This is a genomic window from Stenotrophomonas sp. SY1 (genome assembly GCF_021202945.1).
In the GTDB taxonomy this organism is placed as follows: domain Bacteria; phylum Pseudomonadota; class Gammaproteobacteria; order Xanthomonadales; family Xanthomonadaceae; genus Stenotrophomonas.
Map to the genome: position 1 here is coordinate 452,442 of NZ_JAJOYR010000001.1, position 20,220 is coordinate 472,661.

The window sequence follows — 20,220 nt, forward strand, 5'->3', positions numbered from 1 at the left end:
TATTTGTCGGTTCGAAAGTGTCCGCTGTCCGGACACTGGCCGTTTGTCCGTGTCGTACGCGGACACCGGAGTCCTTCAGGGAAGGCATGACGCATGGCGTGTGCAGCGGCTGCCGGGCTGCGGTTAGGATCGACGTTCACATTCATTGCTCAAGGAAAGTGGAATGAACGCAGCTGCACCCCGTACCGCACTTCTGACACTGGCCCTCAGCGCCGCCCTTGGCGGATTTGTCGGTACACCGTTGACCGCCGAAGCCAAGACCAGGCCTGCCGCCGCAGCGACCGTGGACATTCCCTATGAGGAGTTCACCCTGCCCAACGGCCTGCGCGTACTGGTGCATACCGACCGCAAGGCACCGATCGTGGCGGTCAACCTCTGGTACCACGTCGGCAGCAAGGACGAGCCGGCCGGCCGCAGCGGCTTTGCCCACTTGTTTGAACACCTGATGTTCAACGGCAGCGAAAACGCGCCGGGCGAATACTTCACTCCGTTCGAGGCGGCCGGTGCCACCGACATGAACGGCACCACCAATACCGACCGCACCAACTACTTCCAGAACGTGCCCACCACCGCGCTGGACATGGCGTTGTGGATGGAATCGGACCGCATGGGCCATCTGCTCGGCGCCATCGACCAGAAGACCCTGGACGAGCAGCGCGGCGTGGTGCAGAACGAAAAGCGCCAGGGCGAGAACCAGCCCTACGGCCAGCTGTGGGAAGTGATGGTGCGCACCATGTACCCGAAGGGGCATCCGTACCACCACTCGGTCATCGGTTCGATGAACGATCTCAACGCGGCATCGTTGGATGACGTCAAGACCTGGTTCCGCACCTGGTACGGCCCCAACAACACGGTGCTGGTGCTGGCCGGTGACATCGACGTCGCCACCGCGAAGGAGAAGGTTGCCAGGTACTTCGGCCACATTCCGGCCAGCCCGACGATGGCCCAGCCCAAGGTCGACGTGGCGGTGCTGGCAAGCAATGGCCGCACCGAAATGGAGGACAAGGTGCCGCAGGTGCTGGTGCAGCGCACCTGGAACGTGCCGCAGGTAGGTGAGGCCGATGCCGACCTGCTCGACATCGCATCGCATGTGCTCGGTGCCAGCGCCAGTTCGCGCCTGGATGAGCGCCTGGTCCATCGCGACAAGCTGGTGGACAGCATCAGCACCAGCAACTACGGCTCCCAGCTCAGCGGTACCTTCAGCATCCGCGCCATGGTCAAGAAGGGCGTGGATGAAGCCAGGGTTGAAGCCATCATCGACGAGGAGCTGCAACGCCTGATCAAGGATGGCCCGACCGCTGAGGAACTGGCCCGCGCCAAGACCGACTACCGTGCCGGTTTCATCCGCGGCATCGAACGCATCGGCGGCTTCGGTGGCAAGGCCGATGCGCTGGCCTCGTGCACCACCTTCACCGGCAACCCGGCCTGTTTCCGCGAGTCGCTGGCTACCGTTGCCAACGCGACGACCGATTCGGTGCGCGCGGCCACCGCCAAGTGGCTGGGCAACCCCAGCCACACCTTCGTGATCAAGCCCGGTGAGCGCAAGCCGCTTGCCGAAGAACCGTCGGTGAAGCCGGCACCGTTCGAGCTGCCGGCTGTCGATGCCAAGTACAGCACCACCGCCAGCACCGTGGATCGCAAGCTGGGTATTCCCAAGGTTGAGTCGTTCCCGTCGCTGAGCTTCCCGGCGTTGCAGCACGCCACGCTGAAGAACGGCAGCAAGCTGATCCTGGCCGAGCGTCATGACGTGCCGGTGGTAAACATCAACTATGAGTTCGCCGGCGGCTACTCCAGCGACCATGGTGGCAAGCTGGGCACCGCCAACTTCGCCAGCCAGATGCTCGATGAAGGCGCTGGCGATCTGAACTCGCTGGCGTTCAAGGCGCGTGCCGAAGACCTGGGTGCACAAGTCGGTGCCGGCGCCGCACTGGACGGCTCCAACGCATCGCTGTCGGCGTTGAAGGAGAACCTGGACCCGTCGGTGGAGCTGTTTGCCACCATGCTGCGCGCACCGCGTTTTGATGCGGGCGAAATTGATCGCGTGAAGGGCCAGTGGCTGTCAGGCATCGCCCAGGAAAAGGCGCGTCCGCAGACCGCCGCCCTGCGCGTGCTGCCGCCGCTGCTGTACGGCGCCGACCACCCGTACGGCATGCCGTTCACCGGCAGCGGCACCGAGGCATCGGTTACCGCGATCAATCGCGAGGACCTGCTGAACTACCAGAAGCAGTGGCTGCGTCCGGAACAGGCCACGGTGATCGTGGTCGGCGACACCACGCTGGCGCAGATCGTGCCGGTGTTGAACAAGCACTTCGGTGACTGGAAGGGCGAAGGTGCCGCGCCGGCCAGGGTGGAAGCGCCGCAGGTGGCACGCCCGTCGGCTTCGCGCGTGTTCCTGATCGACCAGCCCGGTGCGGTGCAGGCCAACATCTACGCCGGCCAGCTGGTGCCGTCGGTCAAGGATGGCGGGGCGGTGCAGTTGGAGCTGTCCAACGACATCCTGGGTGGCTCGTTCACCTCGCGTCTGAACATGAACCTGCGTGAGGACAAGCATTGGTCCTACGGTGCTTTCACCGTGGTGACCCAGGCCCTTGGCCAACGTCCGTTCCTGAGCATCGCCCCGGTGCAGATCGACAAGACCGCCGAATCGGTGGCCGAGATGCAGCGCGAAATTGCCGACTACAGCAGTGGCAAGGTGCCGGCCACCCAGGCCGAAGTGACCAAGGTGGTGGACAACGACCTGCGCAGCCAGCCCGGCGCCTATGAAACCGCGCGTGCGGTGATGAGCACCATTGGTGGCATCGTCCGCTACGGCCGCCCGGACAACTGGGTGGAAGTGCGCAATGCCCAGGTGGCGGCATTCCAGCCGGACAAGGCCAATGCAGCGGCCAAGACCTTCGACGCGAATGCACTGACCTGGGTGATCGTGGGCGACCTGTCCAAGATCGAAGCCCCGGTGCGCGCACTGAAGCTGGGCGAGGTCACCGTGATCGACGCCGACGGCAAGCCGGTGGCGGGCAAGGCGAAGTAAATCCGAGTCATCAAGCGGCCAGAGCAGCCTGCTGTTGCTTGAGCCCCGGGCTGTTGCTTGAGCCCCTCTCCCGCTCGCGGGAGAGGGGTTGGGGTGAGGGGAAGCTCCTGGCGAGCCAAACCAAGCCAAAGCCCCTCATCCACCCTTCGGGCATCTCGTTTCGCGCCCCTGCGTAGCGAAGCGTGCTGGGCGTCCGGTCCAGTGCGAGCCGATGGCTCGTGAGCAACAAGCCCTTATCCAGCCCGCCGGAGAAGGGGGCAAGCCCAACTGCCGTATCGCGTGCCAGATCATCACGCGTTCATCGATTCACGGCACAATCCGTTCTGATCTTCACAAGGAAACCTCCATGCGCGTCCTGCTTCTGTCCGTCCTCATCGCCAGCACCGCTGCCTGCACCTGGGTGCCGATCGAGTCAGGCGGCAAGGCCGTGCGCGTGTTGCCCGCCGGGCCTGTCGCGCCGGGTTGCGTGGCCAAGGGCGAGATCGTGGTCTCGGTGAAGAACAAGGTCGGCTTCTACAACCGCAACCCGCTGCGCGTGCAGGAAGAGCTGGAAACCCTGGCCCGCAACGAAGCGCCCAGCGCCGGTGCCAATGCCGTGCAGGCCGCCGGCCAGCCGGCTGATGGCAGCCAGCGCTTCTCCGCCTGGCAGTGCCCGCCGCGCTGAACAATGCTGCACACGCCCGTAAACGCCCGGCCCGAGCCGCATCCTGGGCCGGTAATACGTGCCATACCGCACAAACCCGGTACTTCGGCGTTCCATACGCCGGGGTGCTGATTTGTAAAGATGCGGTAAAAAAGCGCAGACGCTAGAATAGCGCCCCCTTCGCCTGAGTCCTGGCGCTTTCCGATGCCTTTCCAGAATGTCTCGATCGCGGGACTGGCGCATATTGATGCGCCGCATACGCTGACCTCCAAGGAAATCAACGAGCGGCTGGCCCCCACGCTTGAGCGCCTGGGCATCCGTGCCGACGTGCTGGGCGATATCGCCGGCATCCACGCGCGCCGTCTTTGGGACCAGGGTACGCAGGCCTCGGACGCGGCCACCATGGCCGGCCAGAAGGCGTTGGAAGACGCCGGCATCACCGCCGACAAGGTGGGCCTGCTGGTCAACACCTCGGTCAGCCGTGACTACCTGGAGCCGTCCACCGCTTCGATCGTGTCCGGCAACCTGGGCATTGGCGAGGAATGCGTCACCTTCGACATCGCCAACGCCTGCCTGGCTTTCATCAATGGCATGGACGTGGCTGCGCGCATGCTTGAGCGCGGCGATATCGACTACGCGCTGATCGTTGATGGTGAGACTTCCAACCTGGTCTATGAAAAGACGCTTGAGCGCATGATGTCCCCGGACATCACCGCCCAGCAGCTGCGCGACGAAGTGGCCGCGCTGACCACCGGTTCCGGTGCTGCGGCGATGGTGCTGGCGCGCTCGGAGCTGGTGCCCGACGCGCCGCGCTACAAGGGCGGCGTGACCCGCGCGGCCAACCAGTGGAACAAGCTGTGCGTGGGCAACCTGGACCGCATGGTCACCGACACCCGCCTGCTGCTGATCGAAGGCATCAAGCTGGCCACCAAGACCTTTGAAGCCACGCGCATCGCGCTGGGCTGGGCGGTGGACGAGATCGACCAGTTCGTCATCCACCAGGTCAGCCAGCCGCACACCAATGCCTTCATCAAGGCCTTCGGCATCGACCCGAAGAAGGTGATGACCATCTTTGGCGAGCACGGCAACATCGGTCCGGCTTCGGTGCCGATCGTGCTGAGCAAGCTGCGCCAGCTGGGCAAGCTCAAGAAGGGCGACCGCGTCGCGCTGATGGGTATTGGCTCGGGCCTGAACTGCACGATGGCCGAGGTGGTCTGGTAAGCAGGCCAAGGCCTGATGCTTCATTCCTTCTCCCCTTGCGGGAGAAGGTGCCCCGAAGGGGCGGAAGAGGGGACGTGCGAGGCACGTTCCGGATCACGAAGTCTCGGGGTTGAGTGGTGGTTCCAGCTCCTCCACTTCGTTCCACCCTCTCCCCAACCCCTCTCCCGTGAAGGGAGAGGGGCTTATCCGCCGCATGGTGCAGGCGGGTGCATTCCCAAGGCCGGTTCTGCCGGCCTTTTTCGCAGGTGCGACCCGATGAGCAAGTTCCCCGGCTACCCCAGCAACACCCATCGCTTCGAAGTGCGCCCCGGCCTGTCGATGAACTACATCGACGAAGGCCCGCGCGATGGCGAAGTGGTGGTGATGCTGCATGGCAATCCGTCGTGGAGCTATCTGTGGCGGCACCTGGTCAACGGCCTGAGCGACAAGTACCGCTGCATCGTGCCGGACCACATCGGCATGGGCCTGTCCGACAAGCCGGACGACAGCCGTTACGAATACACCCTGCAGTCGCGCGTGGATGACGTCGAAGCGCTGCTCAAGCACCTGGGCATCACCGGCCCGGTGACCCTGGCGGTACATGATTGGGGCGGCATGATCGGCTTCGGCTGGGCGCTGTCGCACAACGCGCAGGTCAAGCGGCTGGTCATCACCAATACCGCCTCGTTCCCGCTGCCGCCGGAAAAGCCGATGCCGTGGCAGATCGCAATGGGCCGCCATTGGAAGCTGGGCGAGTGGTTCATCCGCACCTTCAATGCGTTTTCCTCCGGCGCCTCGTGGCTGGGCGTAAGCCGGCGCATGCCGGCCGATGTGCGGCGTGCCTACGTGGCCCCGTACAACAACTGGGACAACCGCATCTCCACCATCCGCTTCATGCAGGACATCCCGCTGTCGCCTGCCGACAAGGCGTGGTCGCTGCTGGAGCGCGCGGCGGAGGCGTTGCCGTCGTTTGCCGACCGCCCGGTCTATATCGCCTGGGGCCTGCGCGACATCTGCTTCGACCATCATTTCCTGACCGGCTTCCGCAAGGCGTTGCCGCAGGCCGAAGTGACCGCGTTCGAGGACGCCAACCACTACGTGCTGGAAGACAAGCACGAAGTGATCGTGCCGGCGGTACGCGCGTTCCTGGAGCGCAACCCGATCGCCTGAAGGCAGGGTGGCGCGGCAATCCACCGGAACCGGCGCCAACGACCATAGGAGCGGCGTCAGCCGCGAAGCGGGCGATGTGGCCAGCGCCGGGCATGCGTGCGATTGCAGGTATTCCGCAACCGGGAGCTTGATCGGCTTCGCAGCTGGCGCCGTTGCTGCATGGCTGCCGTGCGCGACGGTGGAACTTTGCCGCTCAGTCGAACGTCACGCCGCAATCGGCGTATTGGGCGGCGACGATGGGGTGTTGCCGTTGTCGTCCGGATGATCGTCGTCATTGTCAGCGCCATCACGCCAGCGCCAGTCGGCCAGGGTCAACGGCTGCATGCCGTGGGCGATGCGCGCCCGATCACACTGCGAACTGGCCTTGCCGTATTCCCACGAGGCATCCACCTCGCGGCACACGCTGGGCCGGTTGGGGTGGATGGTGCAGCGTGAGTACACGCCGATTTCCGAATCCAGCGCCACGCAGCGGATCGGGTCCGAATAGGTGCCCTGCATGCACAGCCGGTGAGGGTCCAGGCGCTGAGTAAGCTGGTGGGGTACGCCGCCTTCGGTCACTTCGTCCGATTCCATCCAATGGAAGGCAACGCGGTACTGGGTGCAGCAGGCACCACACGTGAGGCAGGGATGGGGCATGGGGCACCGGCCTTGGGGCGGCGATTAGGACGGAAGGAAGGCGGCAGATTTTCCATGCTGCCGGCCCGCGCGCAAGAAATTTCTGCAGCGGCGACAATAGAAACATGAACAAACCCTGCAATATCGCCGCACGTTTGCCGGAACTGGCCCGTGAACGCCCCGACCAGATCGCCATCCGCTGCCCGGGCAAGCCCGCTGCCAGCGGGATGGCGGCCTACGACGTCAGCCTTGATTACCGCAGCCTGGACGCGCGCAGCGATGCGATCGCCGCCGGCCTGTCGGCTTATGGCATCGGCCGTGGCGTGCGCGCGGTGGTGATGGTGCGTCCGGGGCCTGAGTTCTTCCTGCTGATGTTTGCCCTGTTCAAGATCGGCGCGGTGCCGGTGCTGGTGGACCCGGGCATCGACAAGCGCGCGCTGCGCCAATGCCTGGATGAGGCGCAGGCGCAGGCGTTCATCGGCATCCCGCTGGCGCACGTGGCGCGGTTGCTGCTGCGTTGGGCGGGTTCGGCCACGCGGCTGGTCACGGTCGGCCAGCGTTGGGGCTGGGGTGGCACCACGCTGGCCCGGCTGGAGGCTGCCGGCGCCGGCAAGGGCAGCCAGCTGGCCGACACGGCTGGCGATGATGTGGCGGCGATCCTGTTCACCAGCGGCTCCACCGGCGTGCCCAAGGGCGTGGTCTATCGCCACCGGCATTTCGTCGGCCAGGTGGAATTGCTGCGCAATGCGTTCGGCATGCTGCCCGGTGGCGTGGACCTGCCGACCTTCCCGCCATTCGCGTTGTTCGACCCGGCGCTGGGGCTGACCTCGGTGATCCCGGACATGGACCCGACCCGGCCCGGCAGTGCCGACCCGCGCAAGCTGCACGACGCGATTGCACGGTTCGGCGTGACCCAGCTGTTTGGCTCGCCGGCGCTGATGCGGGTACTGGCCGACCACGGGCAACCCTTGCCGACGGTGACGCGCGCGACGTCCGCCGGCGCGCCGGTACCGCCGGACACGGTGGCCAAGATCCGCGCGCTGCTGCCGGCACATGCACAGTTCTGGACGCCCTACGGCGCCACCGAATGCCTGCCGGTGGCGGTGATAGAAGGCGGCGAACTGCAGGACACGCGCGTGGCGACCGAGCAGGGCGCCGGCACCTGTGTCGGCAGCGTGGTGCCGCCGAACGAAGTTCGCATCATCGCCATCACCGACGCGCCGATTGCCGACTGGAGCGACGTACGCGAATTACCGGTTGGCGAGGTGGGCGAGATCACCGTGATCGGCCCGACCACCACTGACAGTTACTTCAACCGTCCGCAGGCCACCGCTGCGGCCAAGATCCGCGAAGTGCTGGCCGATGGCAGCGAGCGCATCGTGCATCGCATGGGTGATGTGGGCTGGTTCGACGGCGACGGCCGTCTGTGGTTCTGCGGTCGCAAGACCCAGCGTGTGGAAACCGCCAGCGGCCCGCTGTACACCGAGCAGGTCGAGCCGGTGTTCAACACCGTTGCCGGCGTGCGTCGCACCGCGTTGGTGGGCGTGGGCGCGCTGGGAAGTCAGTTGCCGGTGTTGTGCTACGAACTGCTGCCTGGTGCCGATGCCGGCGTGGTGGAACCGCAGCTGCGCGCATTGGCGGCAGCGCAACCGAAGCTGGCAGGTATTGGTCATTTCCTGCGACATGACGGGTTCCCCGTGGATATCCGCCACAACGCCAAGATCGGCCGCGAGAAGCTGGCGGTGTGGGCGGCGTCGTTGATTGCCGGGAAGGCCAAGCGCTAGAGGCAGGGGCACCCCTCCCCAACCCTCCCCTTGGCCTTCGGCCAAAGGGAGGAGGCAGTGCGCGTGCGCGATGGGTTGGCCGAAGCGGGCATTGCCGCTCTTGCTCCCTCCCTTGCGCCGAAGGCGGAGGGGAGGGTTGGGGAGGGGTGCTCTGGCTCTGGCTTTGCTCTACCCCATCAACACCCGCAGAACATCCTCCAGCACATCCGAGGTCTGCTTCAGCACCGCATCATTCCAATAGCGCAGCACGCGATAGCCTGATGCTTCCAACACCTGGCTGCGTTGCTGGTCATAGCGCGCGTGCTCAAGGTGCTGCCCACCATCCAGCTCGATGACCAGGCTCCGTTCCAGGCAGACGAAATCCACGATATATCCGGCCAATGGAACCTGTCGGCGGAAACGGTAGCCCGCCAGTTGCCGTCGGCGCAGGAACTGCCACAGCCGGGCTTCGGCATCGGTGGGATTGTTGCGCAACCTGCGTGCACGCCTGCGCATCCGATCCATGCTGCCCCTGCACTTTCCGTTGAACACAGAGCAGAAGCTGGCCATGGCTGGTCTGTGCCGCCATCAGGAAGGTGTCGGTTCGGGCGGTCAGGGAGCGCTCTTTTGCATTGCGCGAAGAACAACCCCTCCCCAACCCTCCCCTCCGCCTTTGGCGCAAGGAGGGGGCAGTGCGCGTGCGCGATGGGTTGGCCGAAGCCGGCATTGCTGCTCTTGCCCCCTCCCTTGCGCCAAAGGCGGAGGGGAGGGTTGGGGAGGGGTAACTTTCCGCCAGATGCCAAAAGCCTCTCCCTGCCGCGTGCTGCGATACTTATGCCCGGAAGCGCTGGCAGCACGGCCGGCAACAGAGGCGATGGAGCAGATGAAGATTCTTGTCACCGGTGGCGGTGGTTTCCTCGGGCAGGCGTTGTGCCGCGGTCTGCGCGCGCGCGGGCATGAGGTGCTGAGTTTCAATCGCGGCCACTATCCGGAACTGCAGGCATTGGGTGTGGGCCAGATACGCGGTGATCTGGCCGATGCCAATGCCGTGCAGCACGCCGCGGCCGGCATGGATGCGGTGTTCCACAATGCCGCCAAGGCCGGCGCATGGGGCAGCTATGACAGCTATTTCCAGGCCAACGTGGTCGGTACCCGCAACGTGCTGGCCGCGTGCCGGGCGCATGGCATCGGTCGCCTGGTCTATACGTCCACGCCCAGCGTGACCCACCGTGCCACGCACCCGGTGGAAGGGCTGGGCGCCGACGAAGTGCCGTACGGCGAGGACTTCCAGGCACCGTATGCAGCCACCAAGACCATCGCCGAGCAGGAAGTGCTGGCCGCCAATGGCGCCGAGCTGGCAACCGTGGCGCTGCGGCCGCGGCTGATCTGGGGGCCTGGGGACAACCAGTTGGTGCCACGGCTGGCGCAGCGGGCGCGGGCCGGGCGTCTGCGCTTTGTCGGCGATGGCAGCAACAAGGTGGATACCACCTACATTGACAATGCCGCACAGGCGCATTTCGATGCGTTCGACCATCTGGTGGTGGGCGCGGCCTGCGCCGGCAAGGCGTATTTCATTTCCAACGGCGAGCCTCTGGAAATGCGTGTGCTGCTCAACAAGCTGCTCGAAGCCGTGGGCGCGCCGGCTGTGCACAAGTCGATCTCGTTCAAGACGGCGTACCGCATCGGTGCGGTGAGCGAAAAGCTGTGGCCGCTGTTGCGTCTGTCCGGCGAGCCGCCGATGACGCGCTTTCTTGCCGAACAGTTGTGTACGCCGCATTGGTATTCGATGGAGCCGGCGCGCCGGGATTTCGGTTATGTGCCTGCGGTGTCGATCGAAGAGGGATTGAGGCGGTTGCGCGAAAGCGTTGTGAACAAGGGCTAGAAGCCAAGGCCGGCCCTCACCCCAACCCCTCTCCCGCTGGCGGGAGAGGGGCTAGCTCGCTGTGAGCTGACGCACTGCGAGTCTCTCTCCCGTACACCGGAGAGAGGCTGGGCTGAGGGCAGCTTCCAGGCACTTGCATGCGTATTCATCACGCATCATCACCACATGGAAACCCGCCTTGGTGCAGTCTTGCTGTCACGTTCAGCTGATGTGGAGGGCACCATGCTGCATTACGCAGTGATTTTCTTCGTCATCGCCATCATCGCAGCGCTGCTGGGGTTCAGCGGCATCGCGGGTGCGGCGAGCAACATCGCCTGGATTCTGTTTGTCGTATTCCTGATCCTGGCCGTGGTCTCGCTGTTCCGGAAGAAAGGCTAGGCCGCAGCAGAACGCAACGGCCCGCCCGGGTTTCCCCGGGCGGGCCGTCGTTGTGTCATCCGCAGGGTGGTGGTGCGGTCAGGCGGAGGTGATCGAGCTACGCAGCGCCTTGTCGGCAGCGTGGCGTTCCAGCGCCAGTTCGATCAGGCGCGTGATCAGTGCGGTGTAGTCCAGGCCGGTGGCGCCCCACAGCTTGGGGTACATGCTGATCTTGGTGAAGCCGGGCAGGGTGTTCAGCTCGTTGATGACCACCTCGCCGGCCTCGGTGAGGAACACATCCACGCGCGCCATGCCGATGCAGTCCAGCGCCTGGTAGGCACGCGCGGCGATCTGGCGGATGCGCTCCTGCGCATCGGCCGGGATGTCGGCCGGGATCACGGTTTCCGCGCCGCTGGCGCTGATGTACTTGGTGTCATAGGCGTAGAAGTCGTCATGCACCACCACTTCGCCGCAGACGCTGGCCTCGGGGATCTCATTGCCCAGCACCGCGCATTCGATCTCGCGGCCGCTGATGGCCGATTCCACCAGCACCTTGTGGTCGAACGACAGCGCCAGCGCGATCGCGGTGTCGTACTCGGCAGCATTGCGTACCTTGCTCACGCCGACCGACGAGCCCTGGTTGGCCGGCTTCACGAACAGCGGCAGGCCGAGCTGGGCGACCAATGCGTCGTAGCCGGTGCTGGCGGCGCTGATGCGGTTCAGGCAGACGAATGGCGCCACCGCCAGGCCGGCATCGCGCAACAGGCGCTTGGCCACGTCCTTGTCCATCGCCGCGGCCGAGCCGAGCACGCCGGGGCCGGCGAAGGGCAGGTTCAAGGTGCGCAGCAGGCCCTGCAGGGTACCGTCTTCGCCCAGCGTGCCGTGCACGATCGGGAACACCACGTCGATCTGCGGCACGTTGCTGCCGTCGGCGGCAACCAGCTGACCACGTTCGGCACCGGGCACCACCGACAGCACCGGGCCGGCGGTGTTCAGTGCGATGCGCTTGGGGTCATCGGCGTTGAGCAGGAAGCTGGCCGGATCGCACAGGTGCCACAGGCCCTGCTTGTCCACGCCGATCAGGCTGACGTCGAACCGGTCCTTGTCCAGGGCGTCGAGGATGTTCTTCGCCGACTGCAGCGAGACCTCGTGCTCGGCCGAACGACCGCCGAAGATGATGCCAACCCGGGTCTTGCTCATTGCCTGTGTGCTCCTGCTGCTGTGCTTGGGGTGGGCATAGCATGAAGCAGGAAATGGGCGATGGGGAACAGGCAACGAACCGATGTTTGGGATGCAGCCATGTGAACGCGCTGCCCGCCGAAAGACGGGGCGCCGACGCAGCGCCCTGCGCCCGTGGCATATCGGCATGGATGAACCTCCCGTCTGCGGTTCCTCATTCCCGATTCCCCGCTTAGGTAGAATGCCCCGCATGTCTCCATCCCCCTTCAATGTCATCAAGCCGCTGGCCGGGCGTGCGCTGGAAGTGGCGCTCAACCGCGCGCTGGCGCTGGACCCGGATACCCGCACCGCACTTGCCTCGCTCGATGGCCAGCGCATCGTCCTGGCCCTGGAATCGCCCGCACTGGCGATGCAGATCGGGGTCAGCGGCCAGCGTTTGACCGTCGGCCCGGTTGATCCGTCGCTGGAACCCGACCTGGCGGTGCGCAGCACCACGCTGGGCGGGGTGCTGGCGCAGTTGCCGTTCATGGCCAATGCGCGGCGCGGCAACAGCGCGCCGGCCGGCAGGGTCAAGGTCTCCGGTGATGCGGAACTGGCGCGTCGCCTGCAGCAGCTGGCCGCCCGTTTCGATCCGGACTGGCAGCAGCCCTTCGTCAAGGCCTTCGGCGAGGTGCTGGGCGTGCAGATCGCGCAGACCCTGCGCGCGGCGCTGGCCCAGGCGCGACGCAGCGCGAAGGATCTGGCCGAAAGCGCCGCCGAATACGTCACCGAGGAATCGCGCGATGTGGTCGCGCGTGCGGAACTGGATGCGTTCCACGATGACGTGGATGTGATCCGTGATGATGTTGAACGACTGGCCGTGCGCGTGTCGCGGCTGCGTCAGCGCACTGGAGGTGCGGCATGAAGGCAACCCGCGCCATGTTCCGCGCCAGCCGCATCGGCCGGGTGATCCTGCGCTACCGCCTGGACGACCTGCTTGATGGCACGCCGATGGAGCGCTGGCTGCGTCTGGCCAAGCCGTTCGTGCCGCGCGCCAGTGCCAGCATCGCTTCGCAATCGCGCGGTGCGCGCCTGCGCCTGGCATTGCAGGAGTTGGGTCCGATCTTCGTCAAGTTCGGGCAGATCCTGTCCACCCGCCGCGACCTGGTGCCGCCCGATGTCGCCGCCGAACTGACCCTGCTGCAGGACCGGGTCAAGCCGTTCGACGGCGAACGCGCGCTGCAGATCGTCGAGCAGGCGCTGGGCCTGCCGATCACCGAAGCGTTTGCCAGCTTCGACACCGCGCCACTGGCGTCGGCCTCGATCGCCCAGGTACATGCCGCGACGCTGGACGATGGCCGCCAGGTGGTGGTCAAGGTGCTGCGCCCGGATATCGAAAAGCAGATCGACGGTGACATCGCGCTGCTGAAGTCGCTGGCCATGCTGGTCGAGCGCACCCACCCGCGTGCGGACAAGATCCGCCCGCGCGAAGTGGTGGCCGAAATCGAAACCACCCTGGCCGCCGAGCTGGACCTGCAACGCGAAGGTGCCAACGCCAGCGTGCTGCGCCGCTTCTGGCAGGACTCCGACGATCTGTATGTGCCGGAAGTGATCTGGAGCCACACCGCCGAGCGCGCGCTGACGCTGGAGCGGGTGTGGGGCATTCCGTCGGATGACATCGCCGCACTGGACAAGGCCGGGATCGATCGCAAAGCGCTCGCCGCCAAGGGCGTGCGCGTGTTCTACACGCAGGTGTTCCGCGACAACTTCTTTCATGCCGATGCGCACGCCGGCAACATCTGGGTGGATATCGACCCGGCACGGCGCGCCAACCCGCGCTTCATCGCACTGGACTTCGGCATCATGGGCCAGCTTTCGGAGGAGGATCAGTATTACCTCGCCGAAAACTTCATGGCCATCTTCAACCGCGACTACCGTCGCATCGCCGAGCTGCACCTGCAGGCCCAGTGGATGCCGGCCACGGTGCGCATCGACGAGCTGGAAGCGGCGGTGCGCGCGGTGTGCGAGCCGTACTTCACCCGGCCGCTGTCGCAGATTTCGCTGGCCGAAGTGCTGATGAAACTGTTCCGCACCGCGCAGCGCTACCAGCTGACCTTGCAGCCGCAGTTGATCCTGTTGCAGAAGACCCTGCTCAACATTGAAGGCGTTGGCCGCCAGCTCGACCCGCAGCTGGATATCTGGGAGGTGGCCAAGCCGGTGCTTGAACGCATCCTGCGCGAGCGCTACAGCCCGCGTCGTGCATTGAAGGAGCTGCGCAAGCGCCTGCCGGAGATCATGACCCAGGCCCCGGACATGCCGGCGCTGCTGCACAGCTGGCTGCGTCAGCAGGTCGAAGGCAAGCACGAACTGGCGATGCGTTCGCAGGACATCATCAATCTGGACTTGACGCTCAAGCGCATGCAACGGCGCGTGGTCACCGCCGTGACCGGCGTTGGCCTGGTGGTGGTGTCGGCGCTGCTGTACGGCCTGCAGGCCGGTGGCCCGCAGTTCGCGTCGATGCCGTTGTGGTCGTGGATCACTGGTGGCGTGGGCGTGCTGGCGCTGGCTTCGGCCTGGTTGCGTCGATGAGCGAGGCGTTGGAAACCGAAGAAGCGGCTGTCGTATTCGAGCCGTTGCCGTTGTTGTACGAAGACCAGTGGCTGGCGGTGGTCAACAAGCCGGCTGGCCTGATGGTCCATGACAGCAAGCTGGCGCGTGGCGAGGATGACTTCCTGGCCGACCGGCTGCGCGAGCAGCTGGGCAAGCCGATCTTCCTGGTGCACCGGCTGGACCGTGCCACCAGCGGCTGCCTGTTGCTGGCCTTCGATCGTGAAACGGCCAGTGCGCTGGGCAAGGCGCTGATGGGCGGCGAGGTGAGCAAGGATTACCTGGCCGTGTGCCGTGGCTGGCCGGCCGAAGATGCGTTCACGGTCGATCACGATCTGGACGGTGGCCCCGGCAAGCCGGTCAAGAAGCAGGCCATCACCCATTTCCAGAAGTTGCTGACGGGTGAATTGCCGATTCCTTCAAATGGTTTCCCGACGTCGCGTTATGCGCTGCTGCGTTGTCAGCCGCAGACTGGGCGGTTCCGGCAGATCCGCCGCCATCTGAAGCATCTGTTCCACCATCTGATCGGCGATACCAGCCACGGCGATGGGCGGCACAACCGAACCTTCCGCATGCAGGGCGTGCACCGCATGCTGCTGCACGCCGAGCGCCTGGCGTTCCCGCATCCGCACGAAGGTGGTCGGGTGGACGTGCGCGCACCGCTGGATCGCGAGTTCCAGAAGGCGATGGATCTGTTCGGGTGGGTTCTGGCTGAGTGAGTTGAGGGCAACGGCACAAGCCGAAGCAACGGCTGCCCTCACCCCTACCCCTCTCCCGTAAACGGGAGAGGGGAAAAGCAGCAGCAAACGCAGCAGCAAGAGCAGCAGCAAGAGCAGCAGCAAGAGCAGCAGCAAGAGCAGCAGCAAGAGCAGCAGCAAGAGCAAAAAAGCCGCAGCACGGCAGCGGCGATCATGCGCGCTGTGGCTGTGGCCTTGGTTGTGACCTCGGCTTTGGTTGTAGTTGTAGCCGTAGCCGAGGCCGAGCTGCTGTTGCCGTTGCTGTTGCACTTACTCCTCTCCCGTTTACGGGAGAGGATGCCGAAGGCAGGTGGGGGCAGCCGTTGCTTCGGCTTCTGCTGCTCTCAACTCACTCCTGCTTTTCGTTGACGATCTGCTCCAGGTCTTTCTGCAGATCCGCGAGCAAGGGATTCATCTTCTGCTGGATGGCCACCATCAGGTTCTGCATCAGCGCCGGCGTCTTGTCGAGCAGGCTCTGCCCGGCCGGGCTCTCGTAGAACTCGGCCATCGCAAGCACGTCCTCCTTCGAGAACGACTGCTTGTACAGGTCCACGTACATCGGTCGCAGCTGCGACCAGGACAGTGCCTCGCGCAGGGTCTGTGACGTGCGTTGCTGGATGCGCTGCACGCGTTCCTTCTGCGCGGCGCTCAGGCTCGAATCCTGGGCCAGCTTGGCGAACTGCTGCTGCTGCATCGCTTCCATCTGCGGCAGCATCGCGTCGAGCATGCTTTGCGCGCGCGAGGCGGCGAGCAGGCGGTTGATGTCGCTGTCCGTGGGCGGTGCGGCCAGCGCCGGGGTGAGCGTCGCCGCGCATAGCGCAGCGGCCAGCAACAGCCGCGAAAGCTGGCGATGGACGGGGCGGGCATGGGGCATTGGCTTGTTCCTGAAGTGTCCGGGACGTGCCGGGAGCATAGCCCGGCGCAAGTCAGAAGCGGGCTGTCCCCGGGGGCCCGGAATCGACGCGGATTTTTTCGGGTACAGCACCATCAGCAACTCGCTGTTTCGCAAGGGAAATGCTGCACTCTTACGATCCGCTAGCATAAAAAAATACGAATGTCTTCATGTTGCTGCAATAAAAGCGAGACTTGGTTCTCAGTTTTGTCTATCCTGAGGGTGATCGTAGAGGGTGGGGGAAACGGGCGACTGTCCGTGTACCCGGATGCGAACAGGGGAAAGTGATGGACGTCGTAACCAATCAATCAACCGTGCTGGTTGTGGCCGGCTGGGTAGCGGTACTGACCCTGCTGCTTGCCTTCGTGTTGCTGACAATCATCGTGATCCTGCGAATGCGCGCGCAGCGCCGCGAGCAGCGGGATCTGCTGGCACGCCAATACTGGACGCGTGTGATAGAGCGCGAGCTGGCCGGTGAGGATGTGCAAGTCCACCACCTGCAGCGGCACGAAGTGCCCGGTTTCATCGAAGCCTGGAACACCGCGCATGATTCCCTGCTGGAAGCCGACTCGCGGAAACTGACCATGCTTGGCCAGCGCGTGGGCCTGGAAGAAGCCGCAAAGCGGATGTTGCGCGGCAGTTACCACGACCGGGCGATGACCATCATCGCGCTGGGCCACCTGCATGATCGGCGCGTGTTCGACATGATCGAACCGTTCCTGGCCGACCGCAGCCCGATCGTCTCGCTGTGCGCGGCGCGTGCACTGGCGCAGGTGGACCCGCCGCGCGCGATGGCGCTGTTCGTGCCGATGATCGTGGAGCGCAACGACTGGGTGCCGGGCAGCGTGGCGCGCATCCTTTCCGAGAACACCGATGGCAGCGCCGCGCGCGAGATCAGCAACGCGCTGCTGCGTGCCAATGCCGATACCACGGTCAAGCTGGTGCGCTTCCTCACCGATATCGATCCCGGCCGCGCCGGCGCGGTGATCCGGCAACTGCTCGATGGCCATGTCGATGACCACATCATCTCGGTGTGCCTGCAACTGGTGAACGACAAGCAGGACCGCGACAAGGTCGCCAGCTTCCTGACTGCTTCGCGCTGGCACGTGCGCATGCATGCGGCTGCAGCACTGGGCCGCATCGGCGAGGCGACCGACAGCCGCAAGCTGGAGCCGCTGCTGGCCGACAGCGTGTGGTGGGTGCGTTACCGCACTGCACAGGCGCTGCTGGCGCTGACCGGCAGGAACGAAGAAGCCATGCGCGGCGTGCAGCAGCGTCAATCCGATGCCTACGGGCGCGACATCATCGACCACGTGCTGGCCGAACATGGTTTGAGGAGCATGTCATGAGTACCTACTGGCAGATGCTGGTGACCTACCTGCAACAGGTGCCGTGGATCCAGTTGGCCGCATCGCTGCAGTGGGTGTTCATGGCCTACTTCGTGGCGATCAACCTGGCCTACCTGATCCTGAACTACATCTCGGCCTATCAGATCGTGCGCTACATGCGCGAATACCGGGCCAACTACCTGCCAGCGGGGCTGCGTGACTACCAGCCGCCGGTGAGCATCGTGCTGCCGGCCTACAACGAGCACAAGTCGGTGGTCACCTCGGTGCGCTCGCTGCTGAAGACCAGCTACCCGGACTTCGAGATCGTGGTGGTCAACGATGGTTCCACCGATGGCACGCGTGAGGCGTTGATCGAGGCGTTCGGCCTGGTCAAGGTGCCCGAAGCCTACCGGGCACGCCTGCGCACCGAGCCGGTGCACGGTGTCTACGCATCGGCGCGCTATCCGCGCGTGCACATGGTGGACAAGGACAACGGTGGCAAGTCCGATGCGATCAATGCCGGCATCAACTGCGCACGCTATCCGCTGTTCTGCGTGATGGATGCCGACAGCATCCTGCAGCCGGAAAGCCTGTCGCGGGTGGTGCGTCCGTTCCTGGAAGACCGCCGCGTGGTGGCCAGCGGTGGCGTGGTACGCGTGCTCAACGGCTGCACCGTGACCGATGGCATGCTGTCCAAGGTCGGCCTGCCCAACCGCTGGTTGCCCAGCTTCCAGCTGGTGGAATACCTGCGTGCGTTCCTGTTCGGGCGCATGGGCTGGTCGCCGATGAACGCGCTGCTGATCATTTCCGGTGCGTTCGGTGTGTTCTACAAGGAGCGCGTAGTGGCAATCGGCGGCTACCGCGTGGACACGGTCGGTGAGGACATGGATCTGGTCATGCGCCTGCACCGCAACCTGCGCGAGGAGAAGCGCGACTACCGCATCGTATTCGTGCCCGACCCGGTGTGCTGGACCGAGGCGCCGCCGGATATCGCCTCGCTGCGCAACCAGCGCGTGCGCTGGCAGCGGGGCCTGGCCGAAAGCCTGTGGACCAACATGCGCCTGATGTTCAGCCGTCGTGGCGGTGCTGCCGGCTGGATCGCGTATCCGTTCATGCTGATCTTCGAGCTGCTGGGGCCGATGATCGAAGTGGTGGGCTACATCTCGATGATCGCGTTGACCATTGCCGGGCTGGTGTCGCTGGAGGTGTTCCTGGTCTTCCTGGCTGCAGCGGTCGGCATGGGGATCCTGTTGTCGGTCAACGCAATGCTGCTGGAGGAGTTGTCGTTCGGCCTGTTCACCCGGCCACGGCAGCAGTTGCGTCTGTTCGTGGTGGCCATCCTGGAGAACTTCGGCTATCGCCAGATGAATTCGTTCTGGCGTTTCAGCGGCACGTTGGGTTGGTTGTTCAGTAGAAAACGGCGACACAGCTGGGGACGGATCAACCGCGATGGTTCGTGGCAACACCGTCCGCAGGCGCATCCAGGGGCCGCCAGTGTGGCCGCAAGCTTTACCGAAGGGGGGACAAAGCCATGAAGTGCACGCAGGTTTCCAGGGCAGGAAGACAACGCGGGCGCCGTATCACCCGCCCGCTGCCGGCATGCCTGCTGCTGGCGCTGCTCGCCAGCCCGGCGCTGGTGCTGGCGCAGGAGGCAGCGCCCGATGCACTGACCGTGCAGCTGCAGCAGATCCGTGGAATGGCCACGGGCGGGCAACGCGCGCAGGCGATCGAGCGCTACAACGCGCTGCTGCTTGAACATCCCGGCAACGGTGACGTGCTGTTGGCGCGTGGCCGCGCCTACGCCTGGGATGGCCAGTACGCCGCCGCCGAAAGCGACATGCAGGCAGTACTGAGCAAAAGCCCCGACTACGCCGATGCGTGGTCGGCGCTGGGTGATATGTACCGCTGGAGCGAGCGCCCACAGCAGGCTGCCGAGGCCTACTCGCGCTGGGTGGCGCTGGCGCCGCAGGACCCCAGTGCGCACCTCGCACGCGGACGCGCATGGCGCGATGCCGGACAACTGGCCGATGCCCGTGCCGACTTCGATGCGGCAGCGGCATTGGGCGCCGATGCGGCCGAGGTATCGGCGCTGCGCGAGAGCCTGTTGCCGCGTATGGCCAACCCCGATGTTGCCGCACCGGAAGGCTATCGCTGGAGTGCCAGCGCGGGTTGGGACCACACCGGCTTCAGCGGTGACCGCGAAAGCTGGAACGACGCCGATCTGTCGTTGCGCCGCCATTTCAAGCGCGGTTCGCTGGCGCTGGAAATGCTGCGCGCCGATCACTTCGGTGAAAGTGATATCGCCTGGGCACTGGATGGATACGTGCCGCTGTGGTCGCGTGCCTACGCCAACCTGCGCTACCAGCATGGTCCGTCCGATGGCATGTTGCCGCGCCAGGCCTGGCGCGCGGAAGTGTTCCAGGGCATCGGCAGTGGTTGGGAACTGTCGGCCAGCGTGGACAACCTGCGTTTCTCCGATAACACCGAGTTCTACGGCATCGGCATCGGCCACTACACCGGCAACTGGTACGGGCGCTACAAGATCCAGCACGTTCCAGGGGTGGGTTCGGGCAGCTGGAGCCATCGCCTGTTGCTGCGCAACTACTACAGCGGTGATGGCGACAACTACCTGGAAGTGAGCGTGGGCAACGGCCGCAGCACCGACATGGATCGCTTCGGCACGGTGGTGCGCGACAACAATGCCGCCATCGGTGTTGCCTGGAAGTACTACTTCGCGCCGAACTGGGGCTTCAAGCTGGGCGCCGGTTACGCCGACGACGATGGCGGCTATGACGAGCAGCGTGTATCGCTGGCGTTGTATACGCGCTGGTGATGGAGCT

17 protein-coding genes are annotated in these 20,220 nt (G+C 65.1%); 13 read left to right on the plus strand and 4 right to left on the minus strand.

Features of this window, described 5'->3' with window-relative positions:
- Positions 1–163 precede the first annotated feature (163 nt).
- The 4 genes from LR961_RS01780 to LR961_RS01795 all read left to right on the plus strand — a co-directional run bounded on the left by LR961_RS01780 (position 164) and on the right by LR961_RS01795 (position 6,041).
- The gene (locus LR961_RS01780) at positions 164–3,028 is read left to right on the plus strand and encodes a pitrilysin family protein (protein ID WP_232146715.1); all 2,865 of its coding nucleotides are present in this window, start codon (positions 164–166) and stop codon (positions 3,026–3,028) included.
- A gap of 346 nt (positions 3,029–3,374) precedes the next feature.
- The gene (locus LR961_RS01785; protein WP_232146716.1) at positions 3,375–3,692 is read left to right on the plus strand and encodes a DUF4156 domain-containing protein; all 318 of its coding nucleotides are present in this window, start codon (positions 3,375–3,377) and stop codon (positions 3,690–3,692) included.
- Positions 3,693–3,875: 183 nt separating this feature from the next.
- Entirely contained in the window at positions 3,876–4,892 is a 1,017-nt protein-coding gene (locus LR961_RS01790) for a 3-oxoacyl-ACP synthase III (RefSeq protein WP_232146717.1), read from the plus strand.
- Positions 4,893–5,147: 255 nt separating this feature from the next.
- Positions 5,148–6,041 (plus strand): alpha/beta fold hydrolase, encoded by an 894-nt coding sequence (locus LR961_RS01795; RefSeq protein WP_232146718.1) that lies wholly within the window; start codon positions 5,148–5,150, stop codon positions 6,039–6,041.
- 204 nt (positions 6,042–6,245) lie between these two features.
- Here LR961_RS01795 and LR961_RS01800 read toward each other — a convergent pair whose 3' ends face one another.
- Complete coding sequence (locus LR961_RS01800; protein WP_232146719.1) at positions 6,246–6,677, minus strand: YkgJ family cysteine cluster protein; 432 nt, start codon at positions 6,675–6,677, stop codon at positions 6,246–6,248.
- 104 nt (positions 6,678–6,781) lie between these two features.
- Here LR961_RS01800 and oleC point away from each other — a divergent pair, with 104 nt between their 5' ends.
- A complete protein-coding gene (oleC, locus tag LR961_RS01805; protein WP_232146720.1) occupies positions 6,782–8,440 on the plus strand; it encodes an olefin beta-lactone synthetase in 1,659 nt (552 codons plus the stop codon).
- A 168-nt stretch (positions 8,441–8,608) separates the two neighbouring features.
- Here the strand turns inward: oleC and LR961_RS01810 are convergent, their stop codons facing one another.
- On the minus strand, positions 8,609–8,935 hold the full coding sequence (locus LR961_RS01810) for an endonuclease domain-containing protein (protein WP_332311006.1): 327 nt from the start codon (positions 8,933–8,935) through the stop codon (positions 8,609–8,611).
- A gap of 367 nt (positions 8,936–9,302) precedes the next feature.
- On the opposite strand from LR961_RS01810, the gene oleD reads away from it, so the two are divergent.
- Together oleD and LR961_RS01820 are read left to right on the plus strand one after the other, a co-directional pair.
- Entirely contained in the window at positions 9,303–10,301 is a 999-nt protein-coding gene (gene oleD, locus LR961_RS01815) for a 2-alkyl-3-oxoalkanoate reductase (protein WP_232146722.1), read from the plus strand.
- 222 nt (positions 10,302–10,523) lie between these two features.
- On the plus strand, positions 10,524–10,679 hold the full coding sequence (locus LR961_RS01820) for a DUF1328 domain-containing protein (RefSeq protein ID WP_232149146.1): 156 nt from the start codon (positions 10,524–10,526) through the stop codon (positions 10,677–10,679).
- A 78-nt stretch (positions 10,680–10,757) separates the two neighbouring features.
- On the opposite strand, the gene ddlA is transcribed toward LR961_RS01820, so the two are convergent.
- Positions 10,758–11,858 (minus strand): D-alanine--D-alanine ligase, encoded by a 1,101-nt coding sequence (gene ddlA / locus LR961_RS01825; RefSeq protein WP_232146723.1) that lies wholly within the window; start codon positions 11,856–11,858, stop codon positions 10,758–10,760.
- A 229-nt stretch (positions 11,859–12,087) separates the two neighbouring features.
- Here ddlA and LR961_RS01830 point away from each other — a divergent pair, with 229 nt between their 5' ends.
- The 3 genes from LR961_RS01830 to LR961_RS01840 are packed head-to-tail and all read left to right on the plus strand — an operon-like array spanning position 12,088 to position 15,142.
- Complete coding sequence (locus LR961_RS01830; RefSeq protein WP_232146724.1) at positions 12,088–12,741, plus strand: SCP2 sterol-binding domain-containing protein; 654 nt, start codon at positions 12,088–12,090, stop codon at positions 12,739–12,741.
- Entirely contained in the window at positions 12,738–14,405 is a 1,668-nt protein-coding gene (ubiB, locus tag LR961_RS01835) for a ubiquinone biosynthesis regulatory protein kinase UbiB (RefSeq protein ID WP_232146725.1), read from the plus strand. Before LR961_RS01830 ends, ubiB begins: the two co-directional genes overlap by 4 nt.
- Entirely contained in the window at positions 14,402–15,142 is a 741-nt protein-coding gene (locus tag LR961_RS01840; RefSeq protein WP_232146726.1) for a pseudouridine synthase, read from the plus strand. Before ubiB ends, LR961_RS01840 begins: the two co-directional genes overlap by 4 nt.
- A 367-nt stretch (positions 15,143–15,509) precedes the next feature.
- On the opposite strand, the gene LR961_RS01845 is transcribed toward LR961_RS01840, so the two are convergent.
- The gene (locus tag LR961_RS01845) at positions 15,510–16,034 is read right to left on the minus strand and encodes a DUF2059 domain-containing protein (RefSeq protein WP_232146727.1); all 525 of its coding nucleotides are present in this window, start codon (positions 16,032–16,034) and stop codon (positions 15,510–15,512) included.
- Between the two features lie 305 nt (positions 16,035–16,339).
- On the opposite strand from LR961_RS01845, the gene LR961_RS01850 reads away from it, so the two are divergent.
- From LR961_RS01850 to LR961_RS01860, 3 genes are read left to right on the plus strand one after another with little or no spacing between them, the layout of a single operon-like run.
- A complete protein-coding gene (locus LR961_RS01850; protein WP_232146728.1) occupies positions 16,340–17,401 on the plus strand; it encodes a HEAT repeat domain-containing protein in 1,062 nt (353 codons plus the stop codon).
- The gene (locus LR961_RS01855; RefSeq protein ID WP_232146729.1) at positions 17,398–18,915 is read left to right on the plus strand and encodes a glycosyltransferase; all 1,518 of its coding nucleotides are present in this window, start codon (positions 17,398–17,400) and stop codon (positions 18,913–18,915) included. Before LR961_RS01850 ends, LR961_RS01855 begins: the two co-directional genes overlap by 4 nt.
- Positions 18,912–20,213: a YaiO family outer membrane beta-barrel protein gene (locus tag LR961_RS01860; RefSeq protein ID WP_232146730.1), complete on the plus strand. Its 1,302-nt coding sequence runs from the start codon at positions 18,912–18,914 to the stop codon at positions 20,211–20,213. The genes LR961_RS01855 and LR961_RS01860 overlap by 4 nt, the downstream gene beginning before the upstream one ends.
- The last annotated feature ends 7 nt before the right edge of the window (positions 20,214–20,220 follow it).

Coding starts and splice junctions, on each gene's coding strand:
- LR961_RS01780 (WP_232146715.1), top strand. CDS start 164: ATGAACGCAGCTGCACCCCGTACCGCACTTCTGACACTGGCCCTCAGC.
- LR961_RS01785 (WP_232146716.1), top strand. CDS start 3,375: ATGCGCGTCCTGCTTCTGTCCGTCCTCATCGCCAGCACCGCTGCCTGC.
- LR961_RS01790 (WP_232146717.1), top strand. CDS start 3,876: ATGCCTTTCCAGAATGTCTCGATCGCGGGACTGGCGCATATTGATGCG.
- LR961_RS01795 (WP_232146718.1), top strand. CDS start 5,148: ATGAGCAAGTTCCCCGGCTACCCCAGCAACACCCATCGCTTCGAAGTG.
- LR961_RS01800 (WP_232146719.1), bottom strand. CDS start 6,677: ATGCCCCATCCCTGCCTCACGTGTGGTGCCTGCTGCACCCAGTACCGC.
- oleC (WP_232146720.1), top strand. CDS start 6,782: ATGAACAAACCCTGCAATATCGCCGCACGTTTGCCGGAACTGGCCCGT.
- LR961_RS01810 (WP_332311006.1), bottom strand. CDS start 8,935: ATGCGCAGGCGTGCACGCAGGTTGCGCAACAATCCCACCGATGCCGAA.
- oleD (WP_232146722.1), top strand. CDS start 9,303: ATGAAGATTCTTGTCACCGGTGGCGGTGGTTTCCTCGGGCAGGCGTTG.
- LR961_RS01820 (WP_232149146.1), top strand. CDS start 10,524: ATGCTGCATTACGCAGTGATTTTCTTCGTCATCGCCATCATCGCAGCG.
- ddlA (WP_232146723.1), bottom strand. CDS start 11,858: ATGAGCAAGACCCGGGTTGGCATCATCTTCGGCGGTCGTTCGGCCGAG.
- LR961_RS01830 (WP_232146724.1), top strand. CDS start 12,088: ATGTCTCCATCCCCCTTCAATGTCATCAAGCCGCTGGCCGGGCGTGCG.
- ubiB (WP_232146725.1), top strand. CDS start 12,738: ATGAAGGCAACCCGCGCCATGTTCCGCGCCAGCCGCATCGGCCGGGTG.
- LR961_RS01840 (WP_232146726.1), top strand. CDS start 14,402: ATGAGCGAGGCGTTGGAAACCGAAGAAGCGGCTGTCGTATTCGAGCCG.
- LR961_RS01845 (WP_232146727.1), bottom strand. CDS start 16,034: ATGCCCCATGCCCGCCCCGTCCATCGCCAGCTTTCGCGGCTGTTGCTG.
- LR961_RS01850 (WP_232146728.1), top strand. CDS start 16,340: ATGGACGTCGTAACCAATCAATCAACCGTGCTGGTTGTGGCCGGCTGG.
- LR961_RS01855 (WP_232146729.1), top strand. CDS start 17,398: ATGAGTACCTACTGGCAGATGCTGGTGACCTACCTGCAACAGGTGCCG.
- LR961_RS01860 (WP_232146730.1), top strand. CDS start 18,912: ATGAAGTGCACGCAGGTTTCCAGGGCAGGAAGACAACGCGGGCGCCGT.